Below are 16575 nucleotides of genomic sequence, written 5' to 3'. Positions count from 1 at the left end.
ATCAATTTGACAAGTAGTTCCATTCGATTTTAAAGTTGTGGAGATTTTTAAGTGGATAAGAGAATATTATGGCTATTATTAACTTCTATTCTCGGTTTGGCGCTTCTGACATCTTCTGCAGTCCTTGCTAGATTTAACTATGGCTGGTGGTCAAATCTTTCTCTGAATGTAGGAACTGCAGTAGCCCTTATTGCGCCAATTAATTTTTTCTCATCCCGAATTTCAGCCAGGATTAATATTATAGAAAGTGATGTTAGGGGCATTGGGGCGAAGGTTGATAAAATGATTGATGGTCTTGAAAGCGGGGTTGATAAGTTGGCGCAAGAATATATGGATGCAAATGAAGTGCTGGAGAGGATTGCCTCAATGGGGGAGGATGAATTGCCGGGAATCTCTGAGGCCATAGCGCTATTGAAAGGGGTCGCTAGGGGTGGTGGAATATCTGACGAGGGGGTGATGTTTAGAATTTCTGGCGATAGATATTTGTATGCCCGTTTGGTATATGCTGGTAATAGATGGAATGTTAATGTGATGAATTTCTCTGAAGAAGATAACGGTTTCCAAGATATAATTTTTATACCGTGGGGATGGGATGATACTTTTGAGGGATTTGCTGCCCGCCTTTCTAGGGATTTGGTGGAGGCTGGAGTTATTGCTGAAAGTTCAGAACTTGGATATGAAACAATTGAAGAGTACTTTATAATTGCATCTAGAGATATTTGTAGATTTTTTATGCTCTACCATGATAGTATTATAGGCGGAATTAGAGCCATTCCGTGGCCGAAGGCGCGGTGGGCTGTATTTGATAAACGTTTTTTGGCTGCGCGGAATGTTGATTTTTGGTTTAAATTGGGGGAAGATAGTATGAAAGAATGTATGAAGAAAGTGGATGGGAAAATTTGGAGTAAAGATAAAAGAGTTATAATCGATCTTGAGCGTGCGGCAGATATATCTACCCATATTGGATATGTTGATAGTAAATGGATGTCTTGATGCTTTTCTCTTAAATCTCATTCTGTACCGCAGGGGATTATTTTCCGTAAGTTAAGCGGGGATTGCCACTATTTGGCATCTGCCTAAATGTATGCATGGTTATACATGTGTCAAATAATCCTCGTCGTATGGGCTCCGCTGATCGTTCTGAGCAGATCGTTCGCGTTGCCGCCGAGCACTTTGCCCGCCACGGCATTGCCGGGGCGTCGCTCAGCGCTATCGCCAGGGACGCCGGGGTGACGAGGGCACTGGTGTACCACTACTTTGCCGGGAAGGAAGCCCTGCTAGAGGCGGTGCTGCGCCGGTAATCGGAGCGGCTACTCAAAGCAACCGAGCCGGACCCTGCGCTTTCTTTGCAGGAGAATCTGCGCCGGGCACTGGGTGCTTACCTTGATTTCTTTGCCGCGAGCAGTGGCGGGGTGCGGGAATTATATAGTCCGGCCTCGGCGATGACGGCGGTACAGGTGTGCGTTGGCTTTTGGAAGGTACGGAGCAGCCGGATACGCCCCGCAATCGCTTAGCGCTGAGTGGGTGGCTGGCCTTTGTGGAATCTGTTGCCCGGCAGTCTATTGATTCCGGGAATCTCAACCGCGATGAGGTTATTGCTCTATGTATCTCCACCCTGGAAGGTGCCTTGGGCGTTTCCCTGGCAGATTTTGACGCTTAACAAAAAGAAACTCAAAGAAGGAGAAAACCATGAAGATTGTTGTATTGGGAGCAACTGGAAACGTCGGCTCGCGCTTTGCCACGCAGGCGGCTCAAGCCGGACACGACGTCATTGCTTTTGCGCGCCGCCCAGAAGCGGTGCCGCAACAGAAAAATGTGTCCGTGGTGCAGGGTGCCGCCGAGGACACCGAGGCTCTGGCGGCTGCCGCCCGGGGTGCCGACGCCGTGGTGGTATCCATCACCGGCAAGACCAGCGATGCGACCTTCATGCAGGACCGTCTGCCCGGGATTATCGAGGCCACCAAGAAAGCAGGCGTGAAGAGACTCCTCTTGGTTTCTGTGTTCGGTGCCGGGGATACCGTGGAGAAGGCCTCGGGCTTTGCCACCCTCGTGTATAAAGTGGCCCTGGGGAAGTTCCTGGCGGACAAAGCCGCCGCTGATGAGATTTTGCAGGCTTCCGGCTTGGACTGGACCATCGCCTACCCGGTGAATCTGAAGGATAAGAAGGCCCTGGCAGAGACGGCAGCCGTCAAGCCTTTGAGGGCCGTGGCGAAGGTGCCGGGCCTGCCCACCTTGCCGATGGATAATGCCGCAGGCGCGCTGCTCAACATCGTGACGGACCCCAGTACCGTCCACGAGCGGTTGCTCATTACCACCCCGAATGGATGGAAGCCTGCTGCTAACTAGGGGAGTGCGTGCCGACGCCCCGGTGATAGCGGGGTGTCGAAAAGCTTGACGTTCTAGCTGCGTTCCCGAACAATGGCGCGCACTGTGGCGGATACTGCGCAACCGGCTATTAGAGACGTAGCCGATGGTAGTAACCCACTTCGGGCCATTTACCCAGGCGATGAAGGCGGCGCCGAGGGCGTAGCCTGCTAGTTCTTTAGCGTAGGTCATGGGGAGATCCCTTTCTGCTGAATACGATGTGTTTCGGCTGAGGGTATCGGGGTGATGGGACGGGGAGCGTCGAAGCCCGCTACGAGTTAGAAGATTTTTTCGATGAGGGGCGATTTGCGTGCCAGGTTTTTACTTCTTCGGCGTCCCAGAGGCGCAAGCCTTCAAATCTTCCTACCGGAACAGGGGCTTGTCCGTGAGAAACGTACGAGGTCCATGTATCTGGGGCTATGCAGATATAGTTTGCGCACTGCTTAGCTGTCCAATGAACACAGCCTTCGGCGTCGAGGATTGTGTAGGTCATGGCTGCTCCTCTTAGTTAGCAGGTGTGGAATACGTAATTCCGTAGTTCTCTATCCGGGTGTATCTGCGTTCCACGACATGCGCGGCGGCAATCCACCTTTTCTTGTCACACGTAAAAATGGGAAAACCTCAGCTAAAACGCTATTTTCTACTCAACTGGGGTGTGGTGAAAGCACCCCGGCAGGACAAGGCCCTGGTGAATGACATTCAGGAGTGGACCGAGACGAAGCTTGCGGAGTGGGACGCCCGGATAGAAGAACTTCGTGAGGAAACCGGAGTACTCCGGGCCGCCATTGAGCACATCGGAGTGCTGCGTGGCCTGATCCCCTCTCGGCGTCGCCTGCAGGTTCCCGAGGCGCTGTGCAAGGGCGTAGAGTAAGCCCTGGCCCCGCGTGGCTCCTGTTTTAGGAAGAAAGTGGTGCAAAAGTGTAGCGCTAGGCAGGGTGTCACCGATATGATCCACCCATGACGGATAACAAGAGCCTCCCGAATGCAGCTACCTTCTTAGGAGACGGAGATAGTATCCTCACCTTGCGTTTCGTAGGAAAGGAGGAGGATGGAAGCCCATTGCACGAGCTGCGCGCGATGGCAGTGGCAGAAGTCCTCCAGGGTGTTACTGAGCTAGAGGAAGATTTTGCCGATGCGGGTGTGTTCCACGATAGTGATACGGTGGGTGGTACTGAGGTCTTTGTGAGGCCCGCAAAAGAGGGATCGTTCATTATTGAGATTGCCCATTTCATAGAAGAGAATGAACAACTCATTGCTCTCGGCGGCGTTCCTACCATTGGTCAGATTCTATGGTGGGTCACCAAATAGATTAGGGCTACACCATCTGACTTTGACCATCTCGACAATGGAAATGTAAAAGTTAAGTGGTCTGACGGTACGGTAGATGAGATTCCCGCAAAGGCTTGGGAGAAATTAAATGGAAAAAGTAAACGACGGAAGAAGCACCTTCGAAAGATAATGGCGGGACTAGCAGACCCTCGCGTAGAGGAGTTACATGTCTACAATGGTCCTATAGAAGGCAATAATGAAGATTCCGAAGAGATAATCCTCACTGAAGAAGATTATGAATTGGTTCAACCCGAAGCGGAGATCGTAGCCACTCCCAAGTTTTTCATCAATAAGGCAACGTTGGACACAATTTCATTCTCTGAGAACAAGTGGAAGATATTGGTTAGTGGGCAATCTAAGTCCAGGACTGTAATTATTGAAGATGGGGACTTCCTTTCTAAAGTTTTTAGTGGAAAGAAGGTGGGAAAAGGTGACGTATTTACATTCCGAATCCGAGAAGATAAAACCACCAAAAATGGTAGAACAAAAACTACCTGGACGGCCGTTGAAATCAAAGAAGGTAGTACCCACACCGCAGACGGCTCAGCGTCGGAGGGTTGATGTTGCCAGCGCTTCCCTGCTGGTCGTGGGGATTGTTTGTGGCGTGTTGTCTTACTGGGCTATCAAGCACAACGGATTAGATCCGCTTGTTCTTGTTCCTTCTGTGGTGGCTGCCACCACCGGAGCTTGGAACTTGTTTAGGTATGAGGCTCCCCGCTCCTAGCCTGGGTAAATGTAGGTGCTGTGGACACGCTTCATGACGTATAGTCCCGAAAACCCCGGTTGAGTAGGCCATTTTCCCTACTCAACCGGGGTGTGATGAAAGCGCCCCCGGCAGGATTCGAACCCGCGACCAATGGGGTAGAAACCCACTGCTCTAATCCACTGAGCTACGGAGGCTGGGGCGGCGTCGCAAGCGGCACCGCCACGGAGATTTTAGCGTATCGCTGCGGAGGGGAACCAACGGCCCACAGGAGGGGCCGCAAGAAACAATAAAACGCCCCTAAAAGTCCCAATCCGATTCCTCCGTGGGCTCGGTGGCCCCGATGATGTAGCTAGAACCGGAACCGCTAAAGAAGTCGTGGGTCTCGGAGGCGTCGGGAGTAAGTGCGGCCAAGATCTCCGGTTCCACGGCCTCGGCCTCCTCTTCGTAGGCGGGGGCGTAACCCAGGTTCATCAGCGCTTTATTGGCGTTGTAGTGCACAAAGGCCATCACTCCCTCAATACCGGGATTACCCACCAGCCCGTAGAGTTCGGAGGAGTATTCGCGCTCTAGTTTCAGGAGGTCAGCCACGAGCGTGTGGGTGAACTCGTGCATTTCATTCCGGCGCTCGGGGTGGGCGTCCAGCCCGCGCTGATATTTATAGCCGGAGTAGTAGCCGTGCACGGCTTTATCGCGCAGGATAAGGCGGATCATGTCGGCGGTATTGAGCATGGCCGCGCGGGTGGAGAACCACAGGGGCAGGTAGAACCCAGCGTAGAGCAGCAGGGAGGAAAGGATGGTGGCGGATGCCTTGCGCTTGAGGAAGTCGGTGCCGTGGTAGTGGCGCAGCACGGCGGTGGCGCGGCGCTGGAGCAGGGGGTTGTCGATGGCCCAGGTGTAGGCCTCGGTGATTTCCCGGGTGGAACACAGGGTGGAGAACACCGAACTGTAGGAGCGCGCGTGCACGGATTGCATGAAGGCGATATTGGTGTACACGGCTTGTTCTTGCTCGGTGCGGGCGTCGGGAATCTGGGCGGGCTCGCCCACGGTGGCCTGCACGGTGTCGAGGAGTGTGAGCCCGGTGAACACGCGTACGGTGAGTAACCGGTGGGCGGGGTCGAGGGCCTGCCAGGAGGGGACGTCGTTGGAGAGCGGCACCTTTTCCGGCAGCCAGAAGTTGCTGGTCAGGCGCCGCCACACCTCGGTGTCCTTGGAATCTTCCAGTAGGTTCCAGTTGATCGGGCGGATGGGGGCGTCGGTAGCGGTGCGCCACTGGCTCGGCGGGGTGGAGCGGTCGATGTAGTGCATGTCAGAACGTCCTTTCGGTGAGGAGGTGTCGTACGCGGGCGACGTCGCGGGAGGTGCCCAGCAGCTCGAATCGGTAGAGCTCGGGCACATGGCATTTGAAGGAAATAAGGGGGCCTGCGCAGCAGTAGGCGCTGCCGAAGTTGGTGTTCCCACTGGTCACGACGCCGCGTAGCAGGCTGCGGTGGGCGGGATCGTTGAGGAAGGTAATCACCTGCTTGGGCACGGCCCGGGCGGGGTCACCTCCGCCGTAACTGGGGGTAATCAGAACGAAGGGGCGGGTGGGGTGGATGGGGGCGTCGTTGCGCCGCAGGGGAATACGCAGGGCGGGGAGGTGAAGTTTCTCCACGAAGCGCCGGGTGTTCTCCGAGGCCGAGGAGAAGTAGATGATGTCGGGCGGGCGAGATTTCATGCTAACGATATTAAAAGTTCAATCTGTTGAACTCCAACGGCCTGGTAGGGCCCGCCACGGTGGGGAAGTAGGGTGTAATCCATGAGCACCACCGCCTCACCCGAAGCCCCGCGCCGCACTCAGGCGCGCGGCTCCTGGCCGCTATACCTGCTCTTTTCCCTCGTCGCGGGAACCGTGGGCATGACGATCTCCTGGGGTTTCCTCAGCGATTCTCTGGTGGCCCTGGGTATTCCCGATCCCGGCCGATTCACCACGGCGGGCCTGCCCTTCTTCCGCGCGATGGGCTGGATTCTGGCCTCCCTGGGAGTCGGTTCTTTCCTCGCCTCCTCCTTTTACATAGCCCCGCGTCCCGAACCCCTCACCCGGGCGCGCCTGAGCGTGGACGGGCATATCGCCGCGCGCACCGGCTCGCTGAGCATTCTGTGCTTTGGCCTGGTGGCGCTGCTGATGATTCCGCTCACGCTTTCCGACGTCTCCGGCACCCCCTTTGCACAAACCTTGCAGCCGGAGGCCTGGGGCGTGGCAATTAGCCAGGTCTCCACGGCCCTGGCCTGGCTGTGGGTGGCGCTGATCTGCGGGGTCGTCGGCACGCTGGGGCTCTTTTCCCGCACGTGGGGCAGCCAACCCGCGCTGCTGTGCGGCGCGATTCTCACGGTGATTCCACTGGGCATGGAGGGGCATTCCGCGGCCGGTGGCGATCACGATTACGGCACGAACTCCTACCTCTGGCACCTCATTTTCCTGGTTCTGTGGGTGGGCGGACTCATGGCCCTGATCGCCCACGGGCGGCGCCTGGGACCACACCTGGACGTGGCCGTGCGGCGTTATTCCACCTTGGCCCTGGTTTCCGTGCTCTTCATGGCGGTATCCGGGATTGTTAACGCCGCGATTCGCATCGAGTTTTCCGAGTGGTTTACCACCACCTACGGGCTCATCATCGTGGCGAAAACGGCGGGCGTGGTGGTGCTGGCTTTCTTCGGTTTCATCCACCGCCAGATCACCATTCCACAGTTGCGTAACGACGCCACCCGCTCCGCCGCCTTCCTGCGCGTGGCGGTGGCAGAGGTGCTGGTCATGGCCGCGATTACCGGCATCGCCATCACGATGGGCCGCACCCCGCCGCCCGCCCCGCGCGACCCCAACCTCTCGCCTATGGCCATCGCCATCGGCTTTGACCTGCACGAAAGCCCTACCTTCTGGAATGTGTGGAGCATGTGGCGCTTTGACCTCATGTTCGGCACCATCGGTATTCTGCTGGCCGCCGCCTACCTCTGGGCGCTGCTGCGTCTGCGCCGCGCGGGCAAGACCTGGCCGTGGTGGCGCACGGCCTCCTTCCTCATCGGCTGCCTCACCCTGGTGGTGATGATGAGTTCCGGCATGGGCATGAACATGATGGCGCTCTTTTCCATGCACATGATCGTGCACATGGGACTCTCGATGGTGGTGCCGGTATTCCTGGTGCTGGGCGCGCCGCTGACCCTCCTCATGGAGGCCGTGCCCCCGGCAGGGGAGGGGCAACCACCGGGATTGCACGAATGGGTGTGGGCGCTGTGCAACAACCGCGTGATTGGGTTCATCACCGCGCCGGGCTTTAATACCGTGCAGTTCATCGTGATCTTCTACTTGCTCTACCTCACCCCGCTCTACGACGTCCTGGTCTCCGAACATGGCGGTCACGTGGGGATGAACGTGGTATTCCTCATCTCCGGGTACCTCTACTTCTGGGACATGATCGGCCCCGACCCCGTACCGCGCCGCGGTACCCCCGTGGCGCGAATCGGCTGGCTCATCTTCTCCATGCCCTTCCACCTGTACTTTGGCGTGTACCTCATGCAGCTCACCGAGATTCTGGCCGGCGATTTCTACTCCTCCCTGGGCCTGCCCTGGGAGCCGGACCTGCTGGCCGACCAGCGCGCGGGCGGCGGAATTGCCTGGGCCTCGGGGGCCTTCCCGCTGGTGATCGTGTTCAGCGTGCTCTTTGCCCAGTGGCGCCGCGAGGATGAAAAGAAGGCGCAGGACTACGATCACCGCGCCGAGGAGGAGGGGGACGTGGATATGGATAGCTATAACGCGATGCTCGCCCGAATGAACGCGGGTGAGCAGCCGGGAGATGAGGCCTATTACACCGAGGAGTTCGGGGAGGGGAAGCGCCGGTAGGTGTTTCTTCCCCGGTGAGGGGCTTCTTGGGGGCGTCCTCAGCGGGCACCCTCGGTAGGTTAGGCGGGGTTCGGGTGAGTCCCGCCGATGGGGGCACCCGCCAGAGGCAAGGCGATGGTGTCTACCAATTCCTCAATGGTGCTCAGCGGCACCGAGTGAGCCTGAGTGATGAGTTGCTCGCGCAGCACCGAGAGCGCCGCGGTGCGCATGATCCGCGTGGTGTTCTCTAGGGTGATCTCACCGCGCTGGGCCGCGCGCCGATAAATCTCATCAATCACCTCAAAGCGATCCTCCGGCAGCATGCTCATCAGGGGGTTGGAGTTGCTGGTGTCCTCCGCGCGTAGCCCCGAAAGATGCAGCCGCACCAGGGTGATGAGGTTCGGGTAGGTGTTATTGGCCTCAGAGAGCAGGGCGATAAGGTCCCCGCGCAGCGAGCGGGTATCGGGCAGGTGCAGGCGGTTTGTTTCAAAGTAGTGCCGCACGGCGTCGCGGGCGAGCTCCGACTTATCTGCCCAACGGCGGTAGAGCACGGCGCGGCTGGTCTGGGCGCGGGTAGCCACGCCGTCCATCGTCATGCCGGTGTATCCCGAGGCTTCCAATTCCTCCCACGCGGCTTGGAGCAACGCTGCTTGGAGGGTTTTCCCGTATCGTCTCACGGCCATAACCTTGAACATACCGCATGGCAAGTGCAGATAGTAGTGTTGTGAAAATAAAAAAGTTATCCACAGGCTAGGGCAGCCACCCTGGTGCTTTGCGACGATCGCGCCCACACTGTTCCTCACACCATCAATCGCCGCACCCGAAGGGGGAGCGGCCGGATACGGGGAGGAACACAACATGGCAAACACGCCTATTACGATCACGGGGAACCTCACGCAGGACCCCACACTCAAAAGAACGGAAAGCGGCGCGCTGGTGGGGCGTATCCGCTTGGGAGCGGATCGCCGGGTCCCGGCTGCCGACGGCACCGGCTGGAACAGCCTAGACAGCCTCTTCATCGACGTGGAGATGTGGGGTGACCTCGCCTATAACACCCGGTGCTCGGTGGCCAAGGGAATGCCGGTGATCGTCAGCGGCACGCTGGTAACAACGGAGTGGATCGACCCAACCACCGGGGATAAGCGCTCGCGGATTCTGCTGCGCGCCCGGCACGTGGGGGTGGACCTGAGCAAATACCAGGTGCGCTGGCGGCGCTGCCGGGTGACCGCTCAACGGGCGGATAACGGCGCGATGATGATGGCCGATGAGATTGACCCTGCCTACCTGGACGAGGATAAAAACCCGGAGGCACTGGGATTGGAAAGCGAGGCCGATGGTTTTGCCCAGGCACCCCAAGCGGTGCCCCTGCCGCCGGAGCCGGAGGAAGAAGAGGAGGATCACCCTATGGCCGCATAGGTAGGGTAGCCTTTCGAGTGGATTAAGAAACGAACCACGACAGAGGGGAAACATGGGCGAGTTCATCTACACGATGAAAAACGTGCGCAAGGCCATTGGGGACAAGGTCATTCTGGATAACGTCACGATGGCCTTCTACCCGGGCGCCAAGATCGGCGTCGTTGGTCCCAACGGCGCCGGTAAGTCCTCCATCTTGAAGATCATGGCGGGCCTGGATCAGCCCTCTAACGGCGAGGCCTTCCTTGACCCCGGTGCCACGGTGGGCATCCTGCTCCAGGAGCCGCCTCTGAACGAGGAAAAGACCGTCCGTGAGAACGTGGAGGAGGGCCTGGGCGAGATCTTTGAGATCAAGCAGCGCTACGAGGCCATCGCGGAGGAGATGGCCACCAATTACACAGATGAACTCATGGAGGAGATGACGGCCCTCCAGGACAAGATCGACGCCGCCGATGCTTGGGAGATGGATTCCAAGATCGAACAGGCGATGGAAGCCCTGCGCTGCCCGCCCGGTGATGAGCCCGTTACCCACCTCTCCGGTGGTGAGCGCCGCCGCGTGGCCCTGGCCAAGTTGCTACTCTCCGAGCCCGATCTGCTGCTTCTCGACGAGCCCACTAACCACCTGGACGCGGAAAGCGTGCAGTGGTTGGAAAAGCACCTTCAGGATTACAAGGGTGCCGTGCTCGCCGTGACCCACGACCGCTACTTCCTCGATCACGTGGCGGGCTGGATCTGCGAGGTGGATCGCGGAAAGCTCTACCCCTACGAGGGCAACTACTCCACGTACCTGGACACCAAGCAGCAGCGCCTTGAAGTGGCGGGCAAGAAGGACGCCAAGCTGCGCAAGCGCCTCAAGGATGAGCTGGAATGGGTGCGTTCCGGCGCCAAGGCTCGCCAGGCCAAGAACAAGGCCCGCTTGGAGCGCTACGAGGAGATGGCCGCCGAGGCCGAGCAGTACAAGAAGCTGGACTTTGAGGAGATCCAGATTCCCACCCCGCCGCGCCTGGGTAACAAGGTGGTGGAAGTGGAGAGCCTGGTGAAGGGCTTTGATGGCCGCACCCTGATTAAGGACCTCTCCTTTACCCTGCCGCGCAACGGCATCGTGGGCGTGATCGGCCCCAACGGCGTGGGTAAGACCACCCTGTTTAAGACCATTGTGGGCCTGGAATCTCCCGATGATGGTTCGGTGAACGTGGGCGAGACGGTGAAGCTGAGCTACGTGGACCAGAACCGCGAGAATATCGACCCCGAGCAGACCGTGTGGCAGGTTGTTTCCGATGGCCTGGATTACATTCAGGTGGGCCAGAACGAGATGCCCTCGCGCGCGTACCTCTCTGCCTTTGGTTTCAAGGGGCCGGATCAGCAAAAGCCCTCCAAGGTGCTCTCCGGCGGTGAGCGCAACCGCCTCAACCTGGCGCTCACGCTCAAGCAGGGCGGAAACCTGATTCTGCTCGATGAGCCCACCAACGACCTCGACGTGGAAACCCTGGGCTCCCTGGAAAACGCCCTGACCAAGTTCCCCGGCTGCGCCGTGGTGATCTCGCACGATCGCTGGTTCCTGGACCGTACCTGTACCCACATTCTCGCCTGGGAAGGCAATGTGGCCGAGGGGCAATGGTTCTGGTTTGAGGGTAACTTTGAGGACTACGAGAAGAACAAGGTCGAGCGCCTGGGCGCGGATGCCGCACGCCCCTCGCGGGTGACGCACCGCAAACTCAGCCGCTAAAGGCGCTCGGCGCGGTATAAGGAGGAAGCCCTCAATGACGGAAGAAAATACGGCTAAGCCCAAGGTGCACCAGGCTTATGTGGAACTGCGGTGGTCTGATTTTGACCGCTACGGCCACATGAACAACGCACAGTACGTGGAGATCGTGCAGGAATCGCGGCTGCAGTTCAGCCTGGATAACTTCGTGGCTCGCGGACTAGAAATGCCGATGTTCGTGGTGCGCCATTTGGAAGCCGATTACCGTATTCCGCTCATGCCGGGTACCACCAATAAGGCACTGGTGGAAAGCACCGTGCTCAAGGTGGGGCGCACTTCCTTCAACACCCGCCAGGAGGTCAAGGACGATAGGGGCCAAACCACCTGCGTGATTGATTGCACCCTGGTGGCCATTGATCCCAAGACCCTCAAGCCCCGCGAGATCACCGAGGAAGAAGCAAAGATCCTCACCATGAGGCAAGAGTGAGGGAATCGCTGCGGATTCACGCGGGCGCCCCTGGCCTAGAGGCGCTGCTTGCCCGTGCCGTGGGCCTGGATGCCTCGGCGCTGGCGCGGCTGCGCTCCACGGCAGATGGGCACCACGTGGACGTGTTCGTCACCACGCCCTTTGAGGTGGTGGCGGCGCGCCGGGTTGAGGGGGTGGCCTCCCGCGAGGGAGCGGTGGTGGGGGCCCACGATCTTTATAGCGCCGTGGCGGCCCAGAGCAGCGCCTATGACATCGGGGTGGCGCGCGATCCCAGTTGGCCGGGTGCCTTGCCCCCGGCCGAGGGTTTTCAGCTCCTCGATGAGGTTCCGGTTTCCGTGGTGCGGAGCCTGGCCGATCAGGGCCAAGCCCTGGCCCGCCAGTTTTCCGGGCCGCTGGGTCCACCGGCGAGCCTGCTCAACCAATCCGTACTAGAGGTCAGCGGCGAGGCGGGCAAGGTGAGCGTGCCCATGCGCATGATCTTCACCTGCACCTCCCTGGGGCTCATTCCCGGCTTTGCGGCGCCTTTAGAAGTACCCCGCCACCTGCGCGTTTCCGTGTTGGGGAGGTGGGTGCGTCTCGACGCCCCCTTCGGCACCGTCTACCACTCCACCCGGCTCTCGCTGTTCTGAGGGGCGCTGTTCTAATAGCAGGCTAGGGCGCGGTGTTAATGAGCATGTGGGCCACCCGCGTCATGTGGTCCCAGATGGCGTGCCGATAGGCAGGGGGGCAGGGTCTCCTCGTCGATCTCATCAAGGGAGGCCCCCATGAGGTCGAGCCAACGCTGGGCGGCGGTGGCGTCGATAGTAAAAGGCATGTGCCGCATGCGCAGGCGGGGGTGCCCGCGTTGAGCCTGGTAATCGCTCGGCCCGCCCCAGTACTGCACGAGGAACATGCGCAGGCGTTCCTCGGCACCCTCCCAGTCATCCTGGGGGTACATGGGTCCGAGGATGTCATCGGTGCGCACGCGGGCATAAAAACCGGCGACGAGGCGCTCAAAGACCTCGCCGCCGAGGGCATCGTGAAGGCTCGTGGGTGGGGTGACGGCCCTCAATTGTAATTTAGGATTCCTGCTGCTCCATCGTCGGATGGGTGATGCCGATGCCGTGGGGGTAGGGCACGGTGATGTTGTTTTCGCGCATGGCATCGAGGATACGGCCCTGCACCAGGCGTTGCACGTCCCACTGCATGCCCGGCATGGTCTTGATGGAGATGCGGTAGGAGAGGTGATCGACCTCGAAGTCGGATACGCCTTTCATCTCCGGCTCGTCAAGCACCCAATTGCGGGTGGTGGGATCGGCGCAGGCCTCTTCCGTGGCCTTTTGAATGACCTCCCAGGCCTTGGTGGAATCGTTGGAAAGACCCACCGGCACCTGGATACGGGCAATAGCGTACTCATCGGAGAAGTTACCCACGCGCAGAATCTCGCCATTGCGCACGTACCAGAGGGTGCCGTCAATATCGCGGATGGTGGTCAGACGCAGGGAGATGTCCTCCACGTCACCGATGATGCCCTCACCGACGTCGATGGTGTCACCCACTCCGTACTGATCTTCCAGGAGCATGAAGATACCAGAGAGGAAGTCCTTGACCAGGGATTGCGCACCAAAACCGAGGGCCACACCGATCACACCGGCCGAGGCGATGAGCGGGGCGATATTCACGCCCAGGGTGTCCAGAATAGAGAGGAAGGCAAAGACCCACACCAGGATCGCCACGGCGGATTTGCCCACCTGGGCCAGGGTTTTCACGCGAGACTGGCGGCGCTTTTCCTGCACCTTATTCATCGCGGCCACGCGCGGGGGCAGTTCCTCATCTTGTTCAGCGCGCGGCTTGCGCCCCAGCCTGTTCAGCGTGGCGGTGCTCTGCATGTTGTGCTGGGCGAACTTATCAATGAGGCGGCGCAGCACCCAATGAGCCACGATGGCCACCAGCAGGGTAATACCGATGGAAATGGGGGTATCAATGAGCCATTTCTGAGCCAGCTCACTATCCCACCAGTTGCTCACGGTTTCCACGGCCTGCTGGGCGGTTTCCGCACCGGGAGTGGATTCTTCTGTAGCGGCAAGAGTTAGTTCGTTGAGCATATGATCCCACCCTAGCGAGGTTCGCGGCGGGCGTCGATAAGCATTCCAGTATGCAGTAAGTGAACCGCTTGGTCTAGTATGTGCTCTAAGCTAAAACTCCACAGGAAGCCGGAGGGACCCACCATGAGCCAGCACACCAGCCGCGCGGACGCGGGCACCGCCGCCCGTCTCGCCCAGGCCGACGCCCCGCGCAACGCGAACCACGGCTTTGCCACCACCGCCATCCACGGCGGCTACCACCCCGATTCCCACACCGGGGCCATCAACGTACCCATCTACGCCTCCACCACCTTTGCCCAGGACGACGTGGCCACCCTGCGCGGCGGCTACGAGTACTCGCGCGTGGGCAACCCCACCGTGACCGCCCTGGAAAACGTGGTGGCGGCCCTCGAAGGCGGCAAGCACGGACGCGCCTTTGCCTCCGGCATGGCCGCCACCGACACCGTGATCCGCGCCCTGCTGCGCCCCGGCGACCACCTCATCCTGGGCAACGACGCCTACGGCGGCACCTTCCGGCTCATCGACACCTCACTCAAAGACTGGGGCGTGCAGCACAGCATCGTGGACACCACCGACCCCGAACAGGTGCGCGCCGCCCTGCGGGAGAACACCCGCCTGGTGTGGGTGGAAAGCCCCACCAACCCGCTGCTTGGCATCACCGACATCGCGGCCGTAGCCCAAGCTATCGACGCCCACCCCGCCCGCTTGGTGGTGGACAACACCTTCGCCAGCCCCTACCTGCAACGCCCCCTCGACCTCGGGGCCGACGTGGTGGTGCACTCCACCACCAAATACCTCGGCGGACACTCCGACGTGGTGGGCGGCGTGGTGGTGACCAACGACGACGCCCTCGACGCCGACCTCCTCTTCCTCCAAGGCGGGGTGGGGGCCGTGCCCAGTGCCTTCGACGCCTACCTCACCTACCGCGGCATTAAAACCCTGGGCCTGCGCATGGATCGGCACTGCTCCAACGCCGAGGCCGTGGCGCGCTACCTGCAAGAAAGCCCCAAGGTGAGTCAGGTGCTCTACCCAGGACTGGCCGAACACCCAGGGCACGAGGTGGCGAGCAAGCAAATGCGCGCGCCGGGCGGCATGGTCTCCGTGCGCTTTGCCGGGGGCAAGGAGGCGGCCCTGAACTTCTGTAGGGCCACGCGGCTTATCTGTTTGGCGGAATCACTGGGCGGGGTGGAATCCCTCTTGGAGCACCCGGCCACCATGACCCACCAGTCCGCGGCGGGCTCCCAGTTAGAGGTGCCGGAGGACTTGGTGCGCATCTCCCTGGGGATTGAGGATGAGGCGGACCTGCTGGCCGATGTGGAGCAGGCGTTGGGGGCTATTTAGTTCTCTGGAGTGGTGCTGCCTGTGCGGCTTCCAATGAGCAACACTTGGGTGTTGTACTCGTTGCGGGCCGCGATGATTGCTCCGACGGGGACACCGCGGCGGAAGATGAGGGTGCTGTGGTTCTCGCTGCTGCGGTTGCCGTCGTTTTGGCGCCGCAGCAGCGCCCCGGAAATGACCCGGTAGGCGGGCAGCGATCCCACCGCAAAGAGCACGAGGGGCACGATGGACCAGGAATCGGCGTTGTGGCTGAGTGCGCTGTAGGAGAGCATGAAGGCCACGAGGGCACTGTGCAGCCAGTGCAGGTGTGCGCTGGCCGCGCGGGAAATCACCGGATAGGCACCGGGAATACGCACGGAACGCGCCGTGGTGGGGAGGTGTTGGCGCTGCTGATAGAGCAGCACGTCCCCGTGGCGGGCACCCAGGGCGGCGTCGAGAAGAAAGGCCAAGCCCAGCCCCAGCACCCACAGCATGAGTCCAAGGCCGCATAAGGCAATGAGCAGGGGGATACTTTGCTGCCACACCTGATCTACGAGCCAGAAGAGCAACAGCGCGATGAGCCCCTGAGCGAGCGCGAGGGAGGCGATATAGCGCAGGGAAACGCGGGGTGCGGTGGACTCTTTCTCGGGGGCGTCGCTGGCGTCAAGGCCGTGGTGCCGGCGCAGAGCTTCGATGAGTTCGGCTCTTTCTCCTTTCCACCGAATCGTGCGCAGCGTATCGGATTGGTGCATGAGCGCGGCGGTGACGGAACCCATGAGCAGGAAGGCCCAAGAAACACCTAATCGGATATTGACCTCGGCGGGGGAGTAATCCGCGCTCATACTGGGTGCCCATGTCCACGCGATAGCCAAAACGGTGAGGGCCACGTGAGCGAGGGGGAGCACGACTCCCACCACATTGACCAATTGATGTCGCAGATCAATGGCATCAATATCGTCCACGTGGACGGCGCGGCCCTCGGTATCGGTGATGGTGGCACCTGCCGAGGCGCGTCTGAGACCGCGCGGATCGCGCAGTGAGACCGCCGAGGCGACGAGCAACGAGAGGGTGAAACTGAGCACGATGCCGGCCCAGGTGGGGGCGGAGGCGTTGTAGAAGGCCCTGCTATTGGTCAGAGCCGAGCGCTCAATGAAGGGATCATCGGCGGGTTGGAGGTCCACGATGAACGCGATGAGGAGAGCATAAAACGAGGGAATGACGGAAAGATTCGCCACGCGCCACCAGAGGTCACGCTTCTTTCTTTTGAGACGGCCGTAGGCGGTGGCCTCGGCCTCTGTCATGGTGGTGCTATGTGGCGTCATG

General features: G+C 59.9%; 18 protein-coding genes, 1 tRNA gene and 1 pseudogene. 13 read left to right on the top strand and 7 right to left on the bottom strand.

Going from position 1 to position 16575, the window contains the following annotated elements:
* Nucleotides 1–51 precede the first annotated feature (51 nt).
* The 7 genes from Clow_RS11845 to Clow_RS11840 all read left to right on the top strand — a co-directional run bounded on the left by Clow_RS11845 (nt 52) and on the right by Clow_RS11840 (nt 4254).
* Nucleotides 52–993 carry a hypothetical protein gene (locus tag Clow_RS11845; protein WP_156334876.1) on the top strand — a complete coding sequence of 314 codons (942 nt, stop codon included), beginning with the start codon at nt 52–54 and terminating at the stop codon, nt 991–993.
* A 107-nt stretch (nt 994–1100) separates the two neighbouring features.
* Nucleotides 1101–1301, top strand: coding sequence for a helix-turn-helix domain-containing protein (locus Clow_RS11525; protein ID WP_211256957.1), 201 nt, complete (start codon nt 1101–1103; stop codon nt 1299–1301).
* Nucleotides 1302–1459: 158 nt separating this feature from the next.
* Nucleotides 1460–1660 (top strand): hypothetical protein, encoded by a 201-nt coding sequence (locus Clow_RS11520; RefSeq protein ID WP_156334873.1) that lies wholly within the window; start codon nt 1460–1462, stop codon nt 1658–1660.
* A 29-nt stretch (nt 1661–1689) separates the two neighbouring features.
* Nucleotides 1690–2346 (top strand): NAD(P)-dependent oxidoreductase, encoded by a 657-nt coding sequence (locus Clow_RS09900; RefSeq protein ID WP_055178761.1) that lies wholly within the window; start codon nt 1690–1692, stop codon nt 2344–2346.
* 673 nt (nt 2347–3019) lie between these two features.
* Nucleotides 3020–3235, top strand: a complete 216-nt coding sequence (locus tag Clow_RS09895) for a hypothetical protein (RefSeq protein WP_156334871.1) — start codon at nt 3020–3022, stop codon at nt 3233–3235.
* Nucleotides 3236–3321: 86 nt separating this feature from the next.
* A complete protein-coding gene (locus Clow_RS11510) occupies nt 3322–3672 on the top strand; it encodes a hypothetical protein (protein ID WP_055178757.1) in 351 nt (116 codons plus the stop codon).
* Nucleotides 3673–4254 carry an LAPAL motif-containing putative phage structural protein gene (locus tag Clow_RS11840; RefSeq protein ID WP_483772856.1) on the top strand — a complete coding sequence of 194 codons (582 nt, stop codon included), beginning with the start codon at nt 3673–3675 and terminating at the stop codon, nt 4252–4254.
* Between the two features lie 265 nt (nt 4255–4519).
* Here the strand turns inward: Clow_RS11840 and Clow_RS09885 are convergent.
* From Clow_RS09885 to nrdI, 3 genes are all read right to left on the bottom strand, one after another.
* Nucleotides 4520–4593 (bottom strand) — tRNA-Arg (locus Clow_RS09885).
* A gap of 103 nt (nt 4594–4696) precedes the next feature.
* Nucleotides 4697–5704, bottom strand: coding sequence for a class 1b ribonucleoside-diphosphate reductase subunit beta (gene nrdF, locus Clow_RS09880; protein WP_055178755.1), 1008 nt, complete (start codon nt 5702–5704; stop codon nt 4697–4699).
* A gap of 1 nt (nt 5705) precedes the next feature.
* A complete protein-coding gene (gene nrdI / locus Clow_RS09875) occupies nt 5706–6113 on the bottom strand; it encodes a class Ib ribonucleoside-diphosphate reductase assembly flavoprotein NrdI (RefSeq protein WP_055178753.1) in 408 nt (135 codons plus the stop codon).
* Nucleotides 6114–6194: 81 nt separating this feature from the next.
* Between nrdI and Clow_RS09870 the strand changes: the two genes are divergently transcribed.
* Nucleotides 6195–8270, top strand: a complete 2076-nt coding sequence (locus Clow_RS09870; RefSeq protein ID WP_055178751.1) for a bifunctional copper resistance protein CopD/cytochrome c oxidase assembly protein — start codon at nt 6195–6197, stop codon at nt 8268–8270.
* Between the two features lie 59 nt (nt 8271–8329).
* On the opposite strand, the gene Clow_RS09865 is transcribed toward Clow_RS09870, so the two are convergent.
* Nucleotides 8330–8926: a TetR/AcrR family transcriptional regulator gene (locus Clow_RS09865; protein WP_169786583.1), complete on the bottom strand. Its 597-nt coding sequence runs from the start codon at nt 8924–8926 to the stop codon at nt 8330–8332.
* A gap of 181 nt (nt 8927–9107) precedes the next feature.
* On the opposite strand from Clow_RS09865, the gene Clow_RS09860 reads away from it, so the two are divergent.
* The 4 genes from Clow_RS09860 to Clow_RS09845 are packed head-to-tail and all read left to right on the top strand — an operon-like array spanning nt 9108 to nt 12480.
* On the top strand, nt 9108–9665 hold the full coding sequence (locus tag Clow_RS09860; protein ID WP_055178747.1) for a single-stranded DNA-binding protein: 558 nt from the start codon (nt 9108–9110) through the stop codon (nt 9663–9665).
* 52 nt (nt 9666–9717) lie between these two features.
* A complete protein-coding gene (gene ettA / locus Clow_RS09855) occupies nt 9718–11388 on the top strand; it encodes an energy-dependent translational throttle protein EttA (protein WP_055178745.1) in 1671 nt (556 codons plus the stop codon).
* A 34-nt stretch (nt 11389–11422) separates the two neighbouring features.
* Nucleotides 11423–11851: an acyl-CoA thioesterase gene (locus Clow_RS09850; RefSeq protein WP_055178743.1), complete on the top strand. Its 429-nt coding sequence runs from the start codon at nt 11423–11425 to the stop codon at nt 11849–11851.
* Nucleotides 11848–12480: a DUF8185 domain-containing protein gene (locus tag Clow_RS09845; RefSeq protein ID WP_055178741.1), complete on the top strand. Its 633-nt coding sequence runs from the start codon at nt 11848–11850 to the stop codon at nt 12478–12480. Before Clow_RS09850 ends, Clow_RS09845 begins: the two co-directional genes overlap by 4 nt.
* A 22-nt stretch (nt 12481–12502) precedes the next feature.
* Here the strand turns inward: Clow_RS09845 and Clow_RS09840 are convergent.
* Nucleotides 12503–12995, bottom strand: a pseudogene (locus Clow_RS09840) (globin).
* Nucleotides 12910–13935: a mechanosensitive ion channel family protein gene (locus Clow_RS09835; RefSeq protein ID WP_082418642.1), complete on the bottom strand. Its 1026-nt coding sequence runs from the start codon at nt 13933–13935 to the stop codon at nt 12910–12912. Before Clow_RS09835 ends, Clow_RS09840 begins: the two are co-directional and overlap by 86 nt.
* A gap of 123 nt (nt 13936–14058) precedes the next feature.
* Here Clow_RS09835 and Clow_RS09830 point away from each other — a divergent pair, with 123 nt between their 5' ends.
* On the top strand, nt 14059–15276 hold the full coding sequence (locus tag Clow_RS09830; protein WP_055178740.1) for a cystathionine gamma-synthase: 1218 nt from the start codon (nt 14059–14061) through the stop codon (nt 15274–15276).
* On the opposite strand, the gene Clow_RS09825 is transcribed toward Clow_RS09830, so the two are convergent.
* Entirely contained in the window at nt 15273–16574 is a 1302-nt protein-coding gene (locus Clow_RS09825) for a hypothetical protein (RefSeq protein WP_156334865.1), read from the bottom strand. The two genes, Clow_RS09830 and Clow_RS09825, sit on opposite strands and share 4 nt — an antisense overlap.
* Nucleotide 16575 lies beyond the last annotated feature (1 nt).

Origin of the sequence: Corynebacterium lowii (genome assembly GCF_001412085.1) — a bacterium.
GTDB classification, from domain to species: Bacteria; Actinomycetota; Actinomycetes; order Mycobacteriales; family Mycobacteriaceae; genus Corynebacterium; species Corynebacterium lowii.
The sequence above is the reverse complement of the archived record's forward strand: the minus strand, read 5'-3'. Positions and strand labels throughout refer to the sequence as shown.

Excerpts from the sequence above, each read along its gene's own strand:
- Clow_RS11510 (WP_055178757.1), top strand. The coding sequence starts at position 3,322 with ATGACGGATAACAAGAGCCTCCCGAATGCAGCTACCTTCTTAGGAGAC.
- ettA (WP_055178745.1), top strand. The coding sequence starts at position 9,718 with ATGGGCGAGTTCATCTACACGATGAAAAACGTGCGCAAGGCCATTGGG.
- Clow_RS09830 (WP_055178740.1), top strand. The coding sequence starts at position 14,059 with ATGAGCCAGCACACCAGCCGCGCGGACGCGGGCACCGCCGCCCGTCTC.
- Clow_RS09835 (WP_082418642.1), bottom strand. The coding sequence starts at position 13,935 with ATGCTCAACGAACTAACTCTTGCCGCTACAGAAGAATCCACTCCCGGT.
- Clow_RS09850 (WP_055178743.1), top strand. The coding sequence starts at position 11,423 with ATGACGGAAGAAAATACGGCTAAGCCCAAGGTGCACCAGGCTTATGTG.
- nrdI (WP_055178753.1), bottom strand. The coding sequence starts at position 6,113 with ATGAAATCTCGCCCGCCCGACATCATCTACTTCTCCTCGGCCTCGGAG.
- Clow_RS09900 (WP_055178761.1), top strand. The coding sequence starts at position 1,690 with ATGAAGATTGTTGTATTGGGAGCAACTGGAAACGTCGGCTCGCGCTTT.
- Clow_RS09825 (WP_156334865.1), bottom strand. The coding sequence starts at position 16,574 with ATGACGCCACATAGCACCACCATGACAGAGGCCGAGGCCACCGCCTAC.
- nrdF (WP_055178755.1), bottom strand. The coding sequence starts at position 5,704 with ATGCACTACATCGACCGCTCCACCCCGCCGAGCCAGTGGCGCACCGCT.
- Clow_RS09870 (WP_055178751.1), top strand. The coding sequence starts at position 6,195 with ATGAGCACCACCGCCTCACCCGAAGCCCCGCGCCGCACTCAGGCGCGC.
- Clow_RS09860 (WP_055178747.1), top strand. The coding sequence starts at position 9,108 with ATGGCAAACACGCCTATTACGATCACGGGGAACCTCACGCAGGACCCC.